At 70.9% G+C, this 16,669-nt stretch carries 14 protein-coding genes and 1 pseudogene; 9 read left to right on the top strand and 6 right to left on the bottom strand.

All coding sequences use genetic code 11. From position 1 onward, the window contains the following. The first annotated feature begins 46 nt into the window (after positions 1-46). Entirely contained in the window at positions 47-2,641 is a 2,595-nt protein-coding gene (locus tag ACFE7K_RS13075; RefSeq protein WP_375398634.1) for an HWE histidine kinase domain-containing protein, read from the top strand. Between the two features lie 11 nt (positions 2,642-2,652). On the opposite strand, the gene ACFE7K_RS13070 is transcribed toward ACFE7K_RS13075, so the two are convergent. The 3 genes from ACFE7K_RS13070 to hemC form a co-directional block, all read right to left on the bottom strand. After that, a complete protein-coding gene (locus ACFE7K_RS13070; protein ID WP_375398633.1) occupies positions 2,653-5,115 on the bottom strand; it encodes a PAS domain-containing protein in 2,463 nt (820 codons plus the stop codon). A gap of 131 nt (positions 5,116-5,246) precedes the next feature. Beyond that, positions 5,247-6,089, bottom strand: a complete 843-nt coding sequence (hemF, locus tag ACFE7K_RS13065) for an oxygen-dependent coproporphyrinogen oxidase (protein ID WP_375398632.1) — start codon at positions 6,087-6,089, stop codon at positions 5,247-5,249. Then, entirely contained in the window at positions 6,086-6,961 is an 876-nt protein-coding gene (hemC, locus tag ACFE7K_RS13060) for a hydroxymethylbilane synthase (RefSeq protein ID WP_375398631.1), read from the bottom strand. The genes hemF and hemC overlap by 4 nt, the downstream gene beginning before the upstream one ends. 121 nt (positions 6,962-7,082) lie before the next feature. On the opposite strand from hemC, the gene ACFE7K_RS13055 reads away from it, so the two are divergent. Next, on the top strand, positions 7,083-7,724 hold the full coding sequence (locus ACFE7K_RS13055) for a tetratricopeptide repeat protein (protein WP_375398630.1): 642 nt from the start codon (positions 7,083-7,085) through the stop codon (positions 7,722-7,724). Here the strand turns inward: ACFE7K_RS13055 and ACFE7K_RS13050 are convergent. Next, on the bottom strand, positions 7,721-8,191 hold the full coding sequence (locus ACFE7K_RS13050) for a TspO/MBR family protein (RefSeq protein WP_375398629.1): 471 nt from the start codon (positions 8,189-8,191) through the stop codon (positions 7,721-7,723). The genes ACFE7K_RS13055 and ACFE7K_RS13050 overlap by 4 nt on opposite strands. A gap of 50 nt (positions 8,192-8,241) precedes the next feature. On the opposite strand from ACFE7K_RS13050, the gene ACFE7K_RS13045 reads away from it, so the two are divergent. Genes ACFE7K_RS13045 through ACFE7K_RS13030 form a run of 4 tightly spaced genes read left to right on the top strand, consistent with a single transcriptional unit; the run spans position 8,242 to position 11,925 of the window. Next, positions 8,242-9,207: an ATP-binding protein gene (locus ACFE7K_RS13045; RefSeq protein ID WP_375398653.1), complete on the top strand. Its 966-nt coding sequence runs from the start codon at positions 8,242-8,244 to the stop codon at positions 9,205-9,207. Continuing rightward, positions 9,204-10,922: a magnesium chelatase subunit D gene (locus ACFE7K_RS13040; RefSeq protein WP_375398628.1), complete on the top strand. Its 1,719-nt coding sequence runs from the start codon at positions 9,204-9,206 to the stop codon at positions 10,920-10,922. Before ACFE7K_RS13045 ends, ACFE7K_RS13040 begins: the two co-directional genes overlap by 4 nt. Continuing rightward, on the top strand, positions 10,919-11,794 hold the full coding sequence (bchO, locus tag ACFE7K_RS13035) for an alpha/beta fold hydrolase BchO (protein ID WP_375398627.1): 876 nt from the start codon (positions 10,919-10,921) through the stop codon (positions 11,792-11,794). The genes ACFE7K_RS13040 and bchO overlap by 4 nt, the downstream gene beginning before the upstream one ends. Continuing rightward, a complete protein-coding gene (locus ACFE7K_RS13030) occupies positions 11,791-11,925 on the top strand; it encodes a hypothetical protein (RefSeq protein ID WP_375398626.1) in 135 nt (44 codons plus the stop codon). Before bchO ends, ACFE7K_RS13030 begins: the two co-directional genes overlap by 4 nt. A 6-nt stretch (positions 11,926-11,931) precedes the next feature. Here ACFE7K_RS13030 and ACFE7K_RS13025 read toward each other — a convergent pair whose 3' ends face one another. Together ACFE7K_RS13025 and crtD are read right to left on the bottom strand one after the other, a co-directional pair. After that, positions 11,932-12,642, bottom strand: a complete 711-nt coding sequence (locus ACFE7K_RS13025; protein WP_375398625.1) for a hydratase — start codon at positions 12,640-12,642, stop codon at positions 11,932-11,934. 122 nt (positions 12,643-12,764) lie between these two features. Beyond that, positions 12,765-14,315, bottom strand: a complete 1,551-nt coding sequence (gene crtD / locus ACFE7K_RS13020) for a 1-hydroxycarotenoid 3,4-desaturase CrtD (protein ID WP_375398624.1) — start codon at positions 14,313-14,315, stop codon at positions 12,765-12,767. Positions 14,316-14,367: 52 nt separating this feature from the next. On the opposite strand from crtD, the gene ACFE7K_RS13015 reads away from it, so the two are divergent. The 3 genes and pseudogenes from ACFE7K_RS13015 to ACFE7K_RS13005 form a co-directional block, all read left to right on the top strand. Continuing rightward, positions 14,368-15,477, top strand: coding sequence for a methyltransferase (locus ACFE7K_RS13015; protein ID WP_375398623.1), 1,110 nt, complete (start codon positions 14,368-14,370; stop codon positions 15,475-15,477). A 90-nt stretch (positions 15,478-15,567) separates the two neighbouring features. Further along, on the top strand, positions 15,568-16,494 hold the full coding sequence (bchC, locus tag ACFE7K_RS13010; protein ID WP_375398622.1) for a chlorophyll synthesis pathway protein BchC: 927 nt from the start codon (positions 15,568-15,570) through the stop codon (positions 16,492-16,494). Beyond that, positions 16,491-16,669, top strand: a pseudogene (locus ACFE7K_RS13005) (chlorophyllide reductase iron protein subunit X); the annotation flags it as partial. The gene bchC and the pseudogene ACFE7K_RS13005, both read left to right, overlap by 4 nt.

The following is a 16,669-nucleotide window of genomic DNA, read 5'->3' as shown; positions in this document are numbered from 1 at the left end:
AGTCTCCGTGAAAGACGGTATTTCGCGTCCTGCCACGGGGGGTGATGTGACGAGCACGACCGAGGCGCCCGATCTGTCGAGTTGCGACCGCGAGCCTATCCACCAGCTCGGCGCGATCCAGCCGATGGGCTTCCTGATCGCCGTTTCCGGCGACTTCAGGATCGTCCGCGTGTCGGACAATGCCGACCGCTATGTCGGGCGGCCGGCGAGCGATCTGCTTGGCCTGCCGCTGGCCGACGTCTTCACGCGCGCGGCGATCCATTCCCTGCGCAATTGCCTGGTCCATCTCTACGGCACCGACGCAGTGGAGCGGGTGTTCGGGCTGGCCCTGCTCGTCGCGGGCGACGGGCGCCGGTTCGATTGCGCCGTCCACGAATCGACCGGCGTGATCGTCATCGAGGCCGAGCCGAGTGATCCGATGGAGGCCACCGAGGCGGCGGGGCTGGTGCGCTCGATGATCGCCAGGCTCGACGCGGCGCCGAATCTCGCCAGGTTCCTGCAGCAGGGCGCGCGGCAGATCCACGGGCTGACCGGGTTCGATCGGGTCATGGTCTACCGCTTTCGCGGCGACGGATCGGGAGAAGTCGTGGCCGAAGTCGCGCGGAGCGGCATCGAGCCGCTGCTCGGCCTTCGCTATCCGGCGTCCGACATCCCGCGGCAGGCGCGCTCGCTCTATCTCCGCACGCCGTTCCGCATCATCTGCGACGTCGATGCCGCGCCGGCGACGATCCTGTCGTCGCCCGACGATCCGGCCGGGCCGCTCGATCTGTCGCTTTCCATCCTGCGCGCCGTGTCGCCGATCCATATCACCTATCTCAGGAACATGGGCGTGGTGGCGTCGCTGTCGGTGTCGATCATCGCCGAGGGCCGGCTCTGGGGGCTGTTCGCCTGTCATCACCACACGCCGCGGTGCCCGGCCTTCGACCTGCGCACGCTGGCCGAACTGTTCGGGCAGATGTTCTCGATGCGGCTGGAGAGCCGCGAGCGGCAGGCGGCGGCGGCGACGCAGGCGACGGCACGGGCAGCCGGCGACCGGCTGGTCGCGGCGGTCGCGAGCGACGTCGGCCTGCTCGACGATCCCGACTGGCTGATGACCGCGATCGGCGACATCCTGCCCTGCGACGGTGTCGCCATCACGCTGAAGGGGCGCATCGCGTGCGGCGGCGTCTCGCCCCCGGCCGACGCCCTCCCCGCGCTGGCGGCGCGGCTGGGCCTGCTCGCGCCCGGCCGGATCTTCGCGACCAATCATCTCGCCGACGCCATGCCCGGGACCGTCGCCGGTGCCGACGCGCCCGCGGGGATGCTCGCCATCCCGCTCTCGGCCGAGCCGAACGACTATGTGATGCTGTTCCGGCGTCAGCGCGTCCAGCTCGTCACCTGGGCGGGCAACCCGAACAAGCCCGTCGACCCGGACGCGCCCGGGGCGACGCTGTCGCCGCGCGCCAGCTTCGCGGCGTGGCGGGAAGAGGTGCGCGACCGTTCCGAACCCTTCACCGAGGCCGAGCAGGCCATCGCGGAAACGCTGCGCGTCTCGTTGATCGAGGTCGTCCTGCGGCTCGCCGGGGCGGCGCTGGCCGAACGCCAGCGCGCCGGCCGGCGCCAGGAAGTGCTGATCGCCGAGCTCAATCACCGCGTCCGCAACATCCTGGCGCTGATCAACGGACTGATCCGGCAATCGAGCGACCCGTCGATCCCGCACGGCGCCTATATCGATCTGCTCGAGGGACGAATCCTGTCGCTGGCTCGCGCGCATGACCAGATCACGCAGGACAATTGGGGGCCCGCGCCCATCCGCCAGCTGTTCGAGGCGGAAGGCGCGCATCATATCGGCGCGGAACGGATGACGCTGTCGGGCCCGCCGGTGCTGGTGGAACCGCTGGCCTACTCGACCTTGTCGCTGGTCGTCCATGAACTGGTGACCAACTCGGTCAAATACGGCGCGCTATCCGGCGACGGCCGGGTCGAGATCGACTGGACGGTCGATCCGGGCGGCGATCTCGTGCTCACGTGGCGCGAGCGGGACGGGCCGCCGGTGGCGGCGCCCGCCCGGCGGGGCCTGGGCACGACCATCATCGAACAATCCGTCCCGCATGAACTGGGCGGCGTCGCCGCGATGAGCCACGAGCCGACGGGCCTGCGCGCCCGGTTCGAGATACCGTCGCGGCATTTCCGCGCCGCCCCTCCCGCCGTATCGGCCGTGGAGGAATTGCCCGGTCCGCCGGCCGCCGGCGCTTCGCCCGACCTTGCCGCGATCGACGCGCCGGTATTGCTCGTCGAGGACAGCCTGTTGGTCGCCATCCATGTCGAAAACATCCTGACGCAGATCGGCGCCACGCGGGTCGTCACGGCCGCGACGGTCGCGGCGGCGCTGACGGAGATCGACGGTGTCCGGCCCGCGGTCGCGGTGCTCGACTTCAATCTGGGCGACGAAGACAGCCTGCCGGTCGCCGACCGCCTCCGCGCGGCGGGAATCCCCTATATATTCGCGACGGGCTATGGGGATACGCTGACCCTGCCGCCCGACCACGCCGGCGCCCGGATCCTGCGGAAACCCTATAACAAGGCCACATTGGCGGCGACGTTGGGGCAGGTTCTACGGGGCGATCCGCCGGCGGCGGCGCCTGCCGCGGATGACGGGTAACGGCGACGATCTCAGCGGCGGCGGGCCCGGGCGATGGCCTCGGCCAGTTCGGGTTCGCGAAACGGCTTCGTCAACCGTGGCAGGTCGGGCGGGATGCCCTCGACATCGGCATAGCCGGAGAGGATCAGGACCGGCAGCCGGGGCCACCGCTGCCGGATCGTCGATGCCAGTTCGGCGCCCGACATGCCCGGCATCAGATGGTCGGTCACGACCAGATCGAAGCGTTCGCCGTTCGCCAGCAGCCGTTCGGCCTCGCCCGCATCGCTCACCTCGGTCGTCCGGTACCCGAGATTTTCGAGCATGTCGGCGATGGCCATCCGCACCAGCCGCTCATCGTCGACGACCAGCACGTGGCCGGCGAGTTGCGGCGCCTGCATCGCGCCGGCCGCGACCGGCGCCGCGACCGCCTCGGCGCTGACCGGCAGCAGCAGGTCGACGCGTGCGCCGGCACCCGGCCGGCTGGTGATCAGCATCGACCCGCCGAGCTGCGAGACGAGGCCGTGGACCATCGACAGGCCGAGACCCGTGCCCTTGCCGATGCCCTTGGTCGAATAGAAGGGCTCGACCGCGCGCCGCGCGGTTTCCTCGTCCATGCCGGTGCCGGTGTCGGTCACCGACAGACGCAGGAACGGGCCGTCCCCCGTCGCGCCCTCCGGCCTCGCCGGCTCCGCCTGCACGGCGATGGTGATGACGCCGCCATCGGGCATCGCGTCGCGGGCGTTCACGCACAGGTTGAGGACCGCCATCTCCAACTGGTTGGCGTCCGCCATCGCCGGCGGCAATCCGTCGGGCAGCTCGGTCACCACCCTGATCTGCGGACCCGACGTGCTGGCGACGAGCGCGGACATGCCGCGCAACAGGTCGGCGAGGTCGACCGCGCCGGATTGCAGCGGCTGCCGTCGCGCGAAGGCGAGCAGGCGATGCACCAGCGTCTTCGCGCGCTCCGCCGATTGCAGCGCGCCTTCGACCAGCCGCAACTCGCGCTCGGACAGGCCGGGGTTGCCGCGCAGCCGGTCGAGACTGCCCAGGATCGGCGTCAGCAGATTATTGAAATCATGGGCGACGCCGCCGGTGAGCTGCCCCATCGCCTCCATCTTCTGCGATTGACGCAGCGCGTCTCGCGCGGTCTCCAGTTCGGATTGCGCCCGCAGACGCGCACTGATGTCGCGCGCGTGATGAAACGCGCCGATGATCTTGCCGTCCGGGTCGCGCAACGAGGAGTAGAGGATCTCCCAGCGCGGCGCATCGATGGCGGGATCGCCGAACTCCTCTTCAACGGTGAAGGCCTCGCCGGTCAGGGCGCGCGCCATCTGCGCCTTCATGGCATCGCGCTGCTCGGGCACGAACAGCTCGTGGAATACGTCGCCGAGCTTGGTGTAAAAGCCGTTGACGCGGAAGAACTCGTCGTTGTGCGCCTTGTTGAAGGCGATCAGCCGGTAGTCGGTATCGAACGCGCAGATCGCGGTGCTGTCCGACTGGATGATGTTCTCGTGCAGCAGCAGCGCCTGCGTGCGCTCGACCACCGTGGCTTCGAGCGAGGCGTTGAGCCTGGCCAGCGTGTCGCGATTCCGCCGGCGGTCGGTGACGTCCTGCACGACGCCGACAAGGCGCAGCGGGGCGCCGTCGGCGTCATGCTCGATCTCGGCGCGGCGCTCGATATAGCGGATCTCGCCCGTGTCGGGGCGGCGGATCCGGTATTCGGCGTGGAGATCGAGATCCGGCGAGGCGCGGGTCGCGGAACTCGAGACGATCGCCGCGTCTTCGGGCAGCACCAGCGTCTCGATCAGCGACGCGGCGATCGTCACCGCCGGCGGCAGGCCGAACAATCTGAAGAACTCGGGTGTGCCGCTGAGCGCGTCAGAGGCGAGATCGACGGTGAACAGCCCGATCTGGCCAGCCTCCTGGGCGCGGCGCAGGCTGCGCTCGGAGGCGTCGAGCGCCGCGTCGGCATGGCGTCTCGCCTGCGCCTGACGGACGATCGCGGTCGTCTCGCCGGTGATGCACAACGCCCCGGCGACCGAGCCGTCGTCGGCGAAGACCGGCGAGAAGGAGAAGGTCCACCAGGTTTCCTCGACGTCATCGCCGCGCGTCATCGGCACGGGCATGTCGACGACGCGACTGGATCGTCCCGCCAGCGCCGCCGTGAACATGGGTTCGACGGAGGCGTAGATATCGGCCCAAAGAACGTCGAACCGCGCCCCCATCGCGGTATCGAGGCGCGGGCCGAGGATCGGGGCGTAGGCATCGTTGAAGAAGAAACTCCGGTCTGCGCCCCAGACGAGATACATCGGTTCGGCCGAGGCCAGCACATAGGCCAGCATGGCCTTGAGCGCGGTCGGCCATCGCTCGCGCGGTCCGAGCGGATGGCCATTCCATTCCACCGCAGAAACGAGTGAGGCGGCGACGCCCGCGTCACCCTGTTCGGTCCGATCAGCGGGCGATGAAGAGTCGGTAGAACCCGAACTGGTGTCCATAACCCAAGCAAACAGCGTGTTTCCGTCGCTGTCCACCGATTATCGTTGGACCAGTCGAAAACCGCATCCGGTGGTTTACTAGGCCCTCACCAAAAAACTAATTCAGATCAACAGATGTGGCCATAGCGGTTTCAGGCCCAGGTCGCGCGCGGGGGCAGGCTCATCAAGATGGCGTCGATATTGCCGCCGGTCTTGAGGCCGAACAGGGTGCCGCGGTCGTAGACGAGATTGAACTCGGCATAGCGTCCCCGCCAGGCGAGCATCGCCGCCTCGTCCTCGGGCGTAAAGGCGTCGTGCATCCGCCGCCGGACGATGCGCGGATAGGCGTCGAGAAACGCGCGGCCGACATCCTGCGTGAAGGCTAAGTTTGCGGCAAAGTCGCCTTCGAGATGATCGAAGAAAATCCCGCCGACGCCGCGATGGACCTGCCGGTGTGGCAGCCAGAAATACTCCTCGGCCCATTGCGCGAAGCGCGGATAGTCGCCGACCTCATGCGCGTCGCACGCGGCCTTCAGCGTCGCGTGGAAATCCTCGGTATCCGCCGCGACCGGCAGCGGCGGGTTGAGGTCCGCGCCGCCGCCGAACCAGCGCTTCGTCGTGGCGAGGAAGCGGCAGTTCATATGGACCGCCGGCACATGCGGATTGGCCATGTGCGCGACGAGGCTGATGCCGGTGGCGAGGAATTGCGGGTTCTCGCCCGCCCCGTGGATCGACTTGGCGAACTCGCCCTCGAAGGCGCCGCCGACGGTCGAGACGTTGACCCCCACCTTTTCAAAGACTTTGCCCGTCATCACGCCACGGACCCCGCCCCCCCCGGGTTCGCCGGAGGGGTCGGTGCGGTCCCAGGAAATGTACTCGAAGTCGGCGTCCGAACCCGCTTCGCGCTCGATCGCGACGAACTCGGCGCAGATCAGGTCGCGCAGATGTTCGAACCAGGTGCGGGCGGCGGCCTGTTCGGCGTCGAGGGGCTTCATGCGGCGAACAGGCTCCGGATCGAATCGGGGGCGCGGGCGAGCAGGTCGCGGGCCAGCGCCGCCGGGTCGTCGCCCGTGCCGGTGACATGCGCGCTGCCGTCCCCGGCGAGCAGCTCGGCCCGCATCGTGCCGTCGATGCGGGCCAGTGCCGCTACCGGCGAATGGCAATCTGCGTGGAGCGCGGCGAGCAGAGCACGTTCGGCCAAGACGCAGGTGTGGGTGGGGACATCGTCGAGAACCGCGAGCAGCGCGCGGGTTGCGTGGTCGGCGGTGCGCGCCTCGATCCCGACGGCGCCCTGCGCCGGAGCCGGCAGCATGACGTCGAGGTCGATCGCGACGCCGACGTCGGGGCGGTCGAGCCGCGCCAGCCCCGCCGCCGCCAGCAGCGTCGCGTCGGCCTCGCCCGCCGCCAGTTTGGCGAGACGGGTGTCGACGTTGCCACGGAACTGGACGATCTTGAGGTCGGGTCGCAGCCGCAGCAACTGCGCCCGGCGGCGCGGCGAGCTGGTGCCGACCGTCGCGCCCTCGGTCAGTGCTGCGATCGAGGGCGCGCCGATCAGCCGGTCGCGCACGTCGGCGCGCCGCAGCATCGCGACGATCGCGATCTCGGCCGGCCGCACGGTCTCGACGTCCTTCATCGAATGGACCGCGCAGTCGATGGCGTTGGTCAGCAGCGCGCGGTCGAGCTCCTTGGTCCACAGCGCCTTGCCGCCGATCTCGGCGAGCGGGCGATCCTGCACCATGTCGCCGGTCGTCTTGATGACGACGATTTCCACCGCGACGCCGTGCGCCGCGATCAGCGCATCGCGGACCATGCCCGCCTGGACGAGCGCCAGCGGCGATCCGCGCGTGCCGATTCGGATACGGTTCATGAGGAGGCCGGCCTGTCGCTACGTAGCATTCAACTATCCGGCCGCCCCTAGTCTCGATAACGACGGGTAAGTTCGCGCTGATGGAGTGTCAAACGATGGTCGGTTTCCCGGTGGCTCGCTGATGGGCTGGGTCGCGCTGGCGGTGATCGGCGGGGTGGCGTTTGCGGCCTTGCGGCTTCTCGGGGTGCCACGTGCGCTCGGCTGGTTCGTCGGCGCGGCGCTGATGCTGGGGGCGGCCGGCTATGCGCTACAGCAACGGGCGTCGCTGCCGGGGCATCCGGTCGGAGCCGAGGCAGAGGCGGTCGACGTCGATCCCGGGCTGGTGGCGTTCCGCGGCGCGATCATGCCCGCGCCGGCCGGTGACGCCGAGGTGCTCGCGGCGGCGGATGCGCAGTTGCGCGCGGGGCAGACGCGCGCGGCGGCGCAGGGCGTGCTGGCGGCGATCGCGCGCCGTCCGGGCGATGCGGCGCTGTGGACCGGGCTCGGCAGCGCGCTGGCGGCTCATGATGCCGGGCAGGTGTCGCCGGCGGCGCGCTTCGCCTTTCGCCGCGCGTGGCGGCTCGCGCCCGATCAGCCGGGGCCGCCCTTCTTCCTCGGCCTAGCCTATCTCCAGGCGGGTGAAATGGCGGCGGCGAAGGTCGCCTGGCTGCGCGCGCTGGCGCTGACCCCGGCCGACGCCTCCTATCGTGTCGACATCGCCGAGCGGCTCGTGATGATCGACGAGTTTCAGGCCATGGCCGCCCGAGCGCAGCCCGGACGTTAGCGGAAGGGCCGGTTCAGCCGCACGATCGCGCTGTTGAGCCAGGCGGCGAAACTGACCCAGAGCAGATAAGGCACGATCAACAGGCTCGCCTGGTGCGCGATCGGCCACAGGCCCACGACCAGCGCCACCAGCGATGCCCACAGGAACACCACCTCGACCAGCGCCCAATCGGGCCGGCGCGCGCGGAAGAACAGCGGGCTCCACAAGGCGTGGCACACGGCGTTGGTCGTGAAGAGAATGACGACGTCGGTGCGCGCCGCCGCATCGGGCGCCGCGTTCCAGGCGATCACCGCCGACCATGCCGCGAGGCCGAGGATGATCGTCCAGGCCGGGCCGAACAGCCAGTCGGGCGGCTGGAGCGAGGGTTTGCGCAGCTCGCGATACCATGGCCCGATCGGCGTCATCAGCCCGCCGAACCCGCCCAGGAAGACCGCGACCCCGGCGGCGATGATGATCGGTGTCCACATCAGGGGGTGGTCCGGCTTGTGGAGTGTCCAGCGCATGGTACACGGGCGCGGTGCGCGTGTCCTTCCCCTTTTCCGCGATCGTCGGGCAGGACGAGATGAAGCGTGCGCTGCTGATCGCGGCGGTCGACGCGCGGATCGGCGGGGTGATGGTGTTCGGCGACCGGGGCACCGGCAAGTCGACCGCGGTGCGCGCGCTCGCCGCGCTGCTGCCGCCGATCGACGCCGCCGACGCCGGCTATCAGGACGGATCGCCGCGCAAGGGCAAGGTGACGGTGCCGTTCGTCGACTTGCCGCTGGGGGCGACCGAGGACCGTGTGGTCGGCGCGCTCGATCTGGAGCGGGCGCTGGGCGCGGGGGTCAAGGCGTTCGAGCCGGGGCTGCTCGCGCGGGCCAACGGCGGGTTTCTCTATATCGACGAGGTCAATTTGCTCGAGGACCATATCGTCGACCTGCTGCTCGACGTCGCCGCGTCGGGCGAGAATGTCGTCGAGCGCGAGGGGCTGTCGGTGCGGCATCCGGCGCGCTTCGTGCTGGTCGGCAGCGGCAATCCGGAGGAGGGTGAGCTGCGCCCGCAATTGCTCGACCGCTTCGGGCTGTCGGTCGAGGTTCGGACGCCGCAGGATCTGAACCAGCGCGTCGAGATCCTGAAGCGCTGCGACGCCTTCGAGCGCGAGCCGGCGGCTTTCGCGGAGAGGTGGCGGCGGGCGGAGCGCAGGATGCTGAAGCAGATCGCGCGCGGCCGGGCGGCGTTGCCGGGTCTCGCGGTGCCCGACGAGGTGCTGGAGTTCGCGTCCCGGCTGTGCATAACGGTCGGCGCGGACGGGTTGCGCGGCGAGCTGACGCTGATGCGCTCGGCGCGGGCGCTGGCGGCGCTCGACGGGGCCGAGGTCGTGACCAACGCCCATATCGCGGGCGTCGCGCCGATGGCGCTGCGCCACCGCCTGCGCCGCAACGTGCTCGACGAGACCGGCTCGACCGCGCGGATCGAGCGGGCGCTGGGGGACATGGCGGCGTGACCGCGACGGGCGATACGCCCGATCCGTTCGAGGACGCACTGATCGCGGCGCGGCTATGCGCGATCGACCCGGGGCTGGGGGGCATGATCCTGCGCGGCGGGGGCGAGGTACGCGATGTGGTGGTCGCCGAACTGCGCGGCGGGCTGGCCCAGGGCGTGCCGGTGCGGCGGATGCCGGCGCATATCGACGACGACCGGCTGCTCGGCGGCCTCGACCTGACGGCGACGCTGGCGCTGGGCCGCGCGGTGGCGAGCACCGGGCTGCTGGCCGAGGCGGCGGACGGCATCGTCGTGATGCCGATGGCGGAGCGGCTGTCGGACGCGACCGCCGGGCGGATCGCGGCGGCGATCGATAGCGGTGTCCGGTTTGCAACGGTCGCGCTGGATGACGGGATCGAACCGGACGAGCGGACGCCGGGGGCATTGGCGGAGCGGCTGGCCTTCTGGGTGGACCTGACGGACACTACCCCCCCCGGCAAAGCCCGGGGCCTAGGTGAAGCGTTGCCCGAGCAGCGGGTCGCCATTCGTGACAGCCCGCACCTGGGCTCCGGCCTGCGCCGGGGGGGCAGCGTAGCGGACGTACCGAGCGACGACGTCCTCCAAGCCCTCGCTGCCACCGCCGCCGCGCTGGGAATCGACTCGGCCCGCGCGCCGCTGTTCGCGCTGCGGGCGGCGCGGGCATCGGCGCGGCTGAACGGGCGCGACTCGATCGCCGAGGCGGACGTCGCTCTTGCCGCGCGGCTCGTCCTCGCGCCCCGGGCGACGCGGATGCCGGCGCCGGCCGACGAGGCCGAGCCGGAAGCGCCACCACCACCGCCCGCGTCGGACGACGGCGAGGAGGAGCGCGGCGAGCCCGGCCAGCTCGACGATATCGTCCTCGCGGCCGCGCTGGCGGCGTTGCCCAAGGACGTCCTCGCGCGGATCGCCGCCGGCCGCAGCCGCAAGACGGCGCGCGTCAGCGGCGGCGGCGAGCGACGGACCTCGGGCGCGCGGGGGCGGCCGATGAGCGCGCGCGCCGGCATGCCCGGCGGCGGGCGGCGGTTGAGCCTGATCGACACATTGCGCGCCGCCGCGCCGTGGCAGAAGCTGCGCGGCGGGGGCGCGAAGGTGAAAATCCGCCGCGACGACCTGCGCATCCGCCGGTTCGAAACGCGCGCGCAGGCGCTGACGATCTTTGCGGTCGACGCCTCGGGGTCGTCGGCGCTGGCGCGGCTCGCCGAGGCGAAGGGCGCGGTCGAGCTGCTGCTCGCCGAAGCCTATGTGAAGCGCGCCGAAGTGGCGCTGGTCGCGTTTCGGGGGGTGTCGGCCGAGCTGCTGCTGCCGCCGACGCGGTCGCTGGCGCGGGCGCGGCGGTCGCTCGCCGAACTGCCCGGCGGCGGGGGAACGCCGCTGGCGGCCGGGCTGAACGCCGCGCGCGAGCTTGCCGAAAGCGCCAAGGCGAGGGGGCGGACGCCCTTCGTCGTGGTGTTGACCGACGGTCGCGCCAACATCGCCGCCGACGGCACCGCCGTGCGCCAGACCGCCGAACTCGATGCGACCGCCGCCGCCAAGGCGATCGGCGCATCCGGCATCGCGTCCGCCTTCGTCGATATCTCCGCCCGGCCCCGGCCCGAGGGGGCGGCGCTCGCGGCGGCGATGCACGCGCGCTATCTGCCGCTGCCGCGCGCCGATGCGGCGGCGATGCACGCCGCGGTTCGTTCGGCGCAAGGCGGATGAGCAGCGCCCCGCGCTGGGATGTCGAGGGGCGCGACTGGCCCAATCGCGCGGCCAGCCGCTTCGTCGAGGCCGGGCGGCTGCGCTGGCATGTCCAGGTCATGGGCGACGGCCCGCCGTTGCTGCTGCTCCACGGCACCGGGGCCGCGACGCATAGCTGGCGGGCCCTCGCGCCGCTGTTGGCGGAGCATTTCACCGTCGTCGCGCCCGACCTGCCCGGCCACGGCTTCACGACCGGCCGGCCGGCCGGCGGGCTGGCGATGCCGGCGATGGCGCGGGCGCTGGGCGAGCTGTTGCGGACGCTGGCCATCGCGCCGGCGACGATCGTCGGCCATTCGGCGGGGGCGGCGATCGCGATCCGGATGGCGCTCGACGGCCAAGCCGCGCCGGCCACGATCGTCGGGCTGAATCCCGCGCTGATGCCCTTTCCGGGGTTGGCCGCACGGCTGTTTCCGGCGCTGGCGCGCGCGCTGTTCGTCAACCCGTTCGCGCCGCATGTCTTCGCGCGGCTGGCGCGGACGCGGGGTGAGACCGGGCGGTTCCTCGCGCGCAGCACGGGCTCGCAGATCGACGCCGAGGGCGTGGCGTTCTACGAACGGTTGCTGACGACGCCTGGCCATGTCTCGGGCGCGATCACGATGATGGCCGATTGGGATCTCGAATCGCTCAAGCGCGACCTGCCGCGCTTGCGGACGCCGCTGCTGCTCGTCCATGGCGAGGGCGACACCGCGATTCCAATCGCGACCGCGCGGGCTGCGGCGGCGCTGGTCGACGGCGCCACGGTAATGCCGCTGGCCGGCCTCGGCCATCTGGCGCATGAGGAACGGCCGGCAGAGATTGCGGCGATCATCCGCGACGCCGCGGGAGGGCGATGATGCACTCTAGCTATTTCGGCCTGTTCGACATGGCGATCGCCGGCGTGCCGGTGGTGGCTTTCTGTATCTGGCAGCTCGTCTCGATCAATCGCGAGATCGCCAGGGACAAGAAGCCGCCCGATGCGGAATAGCGGCGCTTACCAGAAGGCTCTGGGCATCCGGTAAGGCAGCATCGACTGGACGATCGGCGAGCGGAAGCGGCCGAGCGACAGGCTTTCATGGACCGCGTAGCAATCCTCGCCGAACAGCCGCGTCGCCAGCGCCGATCGCGCATAGAAAGGCGCGTCGATCCAGGTCTTGACCACGCGCGGGTTAGAGCCGGCATCGGCCCGCGTCGCGCGCTTCACCAGCCAACCGGTGCGCGGCAGCGGCGCGGGCACGGGCTGGACCATGTCATGCCAACGCCCCTGCCGGTCGAACCTTAACGCCAGATCAAACGGCGTACCGTCGCGCCGCCGCCCTTCGTAGAGCACCGCGACGTCGTTCTTTAGATGCGCGCGCGACCAGTGCCAGTCATCGAACCCCGCCTCCAGCGGCTCGTCGCCGAAGTTCGAATCGAAATAGCCGTCGCCCGACCAGCGGACGCCGGGGTGCGTCATCTCCACCTCGATTCGGGCGCGGGGCGCGACCGGGTGCCAGCGGTGCTTGCCGGCGGGATCGAGCTGGAACGCGGTGGTGCCGATCATCTCGGGCGTCACCCGCACCTTGCCGCGCACCTTGTAGGGCAGCGGGGCCGATATCTCGGCGATGTCGATCACCAGCGTGTCGCCGTCCCAGCTCAGCCCACTCGGGCCGACCGCGAAGGTGTCGGCATCGCGGTGGACGCGGGCGGCGCCGCGCTCGGTCATTGCCCAGGCGGTGGCGCGCGGGCCGGTCAGCGAGACGTTTATCGCGCAGTGATTGTCGGGGCGGCCGCGGCCGCTGAGCTTGTAATAAGGCGAGAAGACGCTGCCGACGAAGGCGATGATCGTCAGCCCGTGGCGGCCGTCGTCGCTGGTCGCGTCGATATACCACCAGGCATAGCCGTTCGCGTCGACGCCGACGTCGAAGCGCGGTCCCTGAGCAGGCAGTCGACGGCTAGCCGGCCGGACAGCGCCGCCATCGGCACGCCCGCGCCGGGGTGCGTGCTCCCGCCCGCGCAATAGAGCCCAGGGATCCGCGTCCGGCTGCCCTGCCGGCGGAAGGAGGCCGCCCACCCGTGCGAGGCCGGTCCATAAAGGGCTCCACCCGTCGACGGAAACATTGCGTTGAAATCGGTGGGCGTCGTCAGGATCGCCGTTTCCCCCAGATCGAGCGAAAGCCCCGCCCGCGAAACGCTGTCCAGCATATGCTGCCTGCATCGGTCGATCTCCGTGGAAGTTGGTGGCGCGCCGTCGCCGGTGGCCGGCGCGTTGACGATGATCTGGAGGCGCTCGCGTGCAATTGGCGTTTCGCCCGCGTCGCGATCCTGCGCGCAGACATAGACGCTGGGCGCGTCGGCCAGCCGGCCGGCGGCGAGGGCGGCGAATTCGGTGGCGTAATCGTCCGAGAAGAAGACGTTGTGCCGGGCGAGGGGGAAACCCGCCGTCTTCGCCTGCGCGGTCCATACCATCGCGCTGAGCGAGCGGCGGCGGGGTGGGACCGGCGACGCGGCGCGACGGGCCGCGTCGCCGAACTGGCCGGCGCCGAGCGCGGCGGGGTCGGCGTTGCAGATGACGGACGTCGCGCCGATCCGCTCGCCGCTTGCCAGCACCACGCCCGCCGCGCGGCCGCGCTCGATCAGGATCTCGCGCACCGGCGCATCGTAGCGAAAGCGCACGCCGTTGCGCCGCCCGAGCGCTTCGAGCGCCAGCGCCAGCCGGTGCATCCCGCCGTCGATCAGCCACACCCCGCTCGCCTCGACATGCGCGATCAGCATCAGCGTCGCCGGGCAGGCGAAGGGCGAGGAGCCGCAATAGGTGGCGTAGCGGCCGAACAATTGCCGCAGCCGGGGGTCGGCGAAATAGCCGCCGAGCGCGCGCCACATGGAGGTGTAGGCGCGCAGGTTGAGATAGTCGGGCAGGCCGCGCGCGCCCATCCGCCAGCCGAGCGTGATCGGGTCGGTCTTCGTGCCTCGCAGGAACGGCCGGTCGAGCGCGTCGAACAGCCGCTGCGCCTCGGCGCGGAACCGGCGATAGCCGCGCGCCTCGGCCGCCCCGGCGAACTCGCCGATCGCCGCCTCGCTGTGCAGCGGGTCGGCGAACAGGTCGAGCCGGGCCTCCCCCCAGGCGTGGCGGGCGAGCGTCGTCGCGGGTTGCATCGTCAGGTCATCGTCGAGCGACCCGCCGCACGCCGTGAAGATATCCTCCAACACCGCGCGCAGCGTGAACACCGTCGGGCCGGCGTCGATCGCCCCACCCTCGACGCTGATCGCGCGGAGCTTGCCGCCCGGGCCGGCTTGCGCTTCGACCAGCGTCACCGCCTGGCCCCGCGCGGCAAGCAGCGCGGCGCTGGTCAGGCCGCCGACGCCCCCTCCGATGATCACTGTCCGCTCGTCCGGCATCCGGCCGCCTCCGATTGACGACGGGATAGCATCTGTCCAGACAAGTGGACACATGATTTCGTCCAACATCAAAAAGCGCTGGATCGGCTGGCGCAACGGGTGGCTGTCGTCGCCGCGCTTCCAGCGTTTCGCGGTGCGTTTTCCGCTGACCCGCCCCGTCGCGCGGCGGCGGGCGCGGGCGCTGTTCGATCTGGTCGCCGGCTTCACCTATTCGCAGATTCTCGCCGCCTGCATCGAGACCCGGCTGCTGGAGGTGCTGGCCGACGGTCCGCACGATGTCGCGACGGTCGCCGCCCGCATCGACCTGCCCGTCGCCGGGGCCGAACGACTGTTGCGCGCGGCGGCCGCGCTGGGGCTGAGCGAGGCGGTGGGGTCGGGCTGGGCACTGGGCAGCGGCGGCGCGGCGCTACGGGGCAATCGCGGCATCGCCGAGATGGTGGCGCACCACCACCTGCTCTACGCCGACCTCGCCGACCCACTTGGGCTGTTGCGGCGCGGCGGGGGCGGCGGCGCGCTGTCGGGCCTGTGGCATTATGCCGAGGCGGTTGGGGAGGGCGACGCCAGGGCGGTGGCCGCTTATTCGGCGCTCATGGCGGCGTCGCAGCCGATGGTCGCGGCGCAGGCGATCGACGCCTATCCCTTTCATCGCCATCGCCGCCTGCTCGACGTCGGCGGTGGCGAGGGCGCGTTTCTGACCGCCATCGCCGAGCGTTGCCCCGGCCTGGTGCTGGGGCTGTTCGACCTCCCTGCCGTCGCCGAGCGGGCGCGAACGCGATTCGACTCGGCCGGATTGGCCGGGCGCACGACGGTGTTCGGGGGCGATTTCCTGCAAGGACCGCTGCCGCCGGGATACGACGTCATCACGCTGATCCGCGTGCTGCACGACCACGACGACGCGCCGGCAATGACGCTGCTACGCCACATCCACGGCGCGCTGCCCCCGGGCGGCAGGCTGGTCATCGCCGAGCCGATGGCGCGGACGCGCGGCGCGGAGCCGGCGGGCGACGCCTATTTCGGCTTCTATCTGCTGGCGATGGGGTCGGGCCGGCCGCGCAGCGCCGAAGAGATCGCTGCCATGCTGCGCGCCGCCGGCTTTTCGGACACTCGCAAACTGCGAACCGGAATGCCGCTCACCGCGGGCGCGATCGTCGCGACACGCTGACTGTCCAATTCAGTTGACAACATAATACGTAAGGATAAAGTTACACATAGTCGGGGACCAATCGGGAACTCGCATACAGAGGATGGGCGGGTGGACGCGGTCGCGGTCATACTGGAGGCACCGGAACAGCTCGCGCTGCGGGCGCTGACGCTGAGTCCGATGGCCGAGGGCGACGTCCGGGTCGAGATCGACTGGAGTGGGGTCTCCACCGGCACTGAAAAGCTGTTGTGGACGGGCCGGATGCCGATGTTCCCCGGCATGGGCTATCCGCTGGTGCCCGGCTACGAATCGGTCGGCCGGGTAGTCGACGCCGGCCGCGAGGCGCGGGGGCGAATCGGCGAATGGGTCTTTGTGCCCGGTGCCAATTGCTATCGCGATGCGAAGGGATTGTTCGGGGGTGCCGCGCGCAGCGTCATCCTGCCGTCGGCGCGGGTGATGCCGGTCGACGAGTCGCTCGGCAGCGCCGGCATCCTCACCGCGCTTGCGGCGACCGCGCATCACGCCATCGCCGGCGGACCACCGCCGGAGCTGATCGTCGGTCACGGCGTCCTCGGTCGCCTCCTCGCCCGGCTGGTCGTCGCGTCGGGCGCACCGACGCCGACGGTGTGGGAGACCAATCCGACCCGGCGCGCCGGCGCCGATTATATGGCGATCGATCCCGCCGCCGACGATCGCCGCGACTATCGCGTGATCTGTGACGCGAGCGGCGCGACCGATGTCCTCGACCTGCTCATCCCGCGCCTGCGCAAGGGCGGCGAGATCGTCCTCGCCGGCTTCTACGATCGCCTGTCCTTCGCCTTCCCTCCGGCCTTCACGCGCGAGGCGCGGCTGCGCATCGCCGCCGAGTTCACCCCAGTCGATCTCGCCGCGGTGATCGCGCTGGTCGCGGAGCGTCGGCTGAGCCTTGCGGGTCTCGTCAGCCACGTCCGCCCCGCCACCGAGGCGGCGGACGCCTACCCACAGGCCTTCACCGACCCCGATTGCCTCAAGATGGTCCTCGACTGGAGAACGATATGAGCCTGTTCGATCCAGGACCGCTGCGCGAGGAAGCGTCGTACGAGCCCGATCCCGTGCCGACCGGCCCGGTGACCAAGCAGACCCAGATCATCGCGATCTATGGCAAGGGCGGCAGCGGCAAGTCGTTCGCGCTGGCGAACCTCAGCTACATGATGGCGCAGCAGGGCAAGCGCGT

Origin of the sequence: uncultured Sphingomonas sp. (genome assembly GCF_964244265.1) — a bacterium.
Classification (GTDB): domain Bacteria; phylum Pseudomonadota; class Alphaproteobacteria; order Sphingomonadales; family Sphingomonadaceae; genus Sphingomonas.
Note: the sequence above shows the minus strand (reverse complement) of the source record. Positions and strands in the feature narration are given on the sequence as shown.

Coding starts and splice junctions, on each gene's coding strand:
- hemC (WP_375398631.1), bottom strand. CDS start 6,961: ATGAACCGTATCCGAATCGGCACGCGCGGATCGCCGCTGGCGCTCGTC.
- ACFE7K_RS13025 (WP_375398625.1), bottom strand. CDS start 12,642: ATGACCGAGCGCGGCGCCGCCCGCGTCCACCGCGATGCCGACACCTTC.
- ACFE7K_RS13050 (WP_375398629.1), bottom strand. CDS start 8,191: ATGTGGACACCGATCATCATCGCCGCCGGGGTCGCGGTCTTCCTGGGC.
- crtD (WP_375398624.1), bottom strand. CDS start 14,315: ATGCCGGACGAGCGGACAGTGATCATCGGAGGGGGCGTCGGCGGCCTG.
- ACFE7K_RS13015 (WP_375398623.1), top strand. CDS start 14,368: ATGATTTCGTCCAACATCAAAAAGCGCTGGATCGGCTGGCGCAACGGG.
- ACFE7K_RS13030 (WP_375398626.1), top strand. CDS start 11,791: ATGATGCACTCTAGCTATTTCGGCCTGTTCGACATGGCGATCGCCGGC.
- bchO (WP_375398627.1), top strand. CDS start 10,919: ATGAGCAGCGCCCCGCGCTGGGATGTCGAGGGGCGCGACTGGCCCAAT.
- hemF (WP_375398632.1), bottom strand. CDS start 6,089: ATGAAGCCCCTCGACGCCGAACAGGCCGCCGCCCGCACCTGGTTCGAA.
- ACFE7K_RS13055 (WP_375398630.1), top strand. CDS start 7,083: ATGGGCTGGGTCGCGCTGGCGGTGATCGGCGGGGTGGCGTTTGCGGCC.
- ACFE7K_RS13070 (WP_375398633.1), bottom strand. CDS start 5,115: ATGGACACCAGTTCGGGTTCTACCGACTCTTCATCGCCCGCTGATCGG.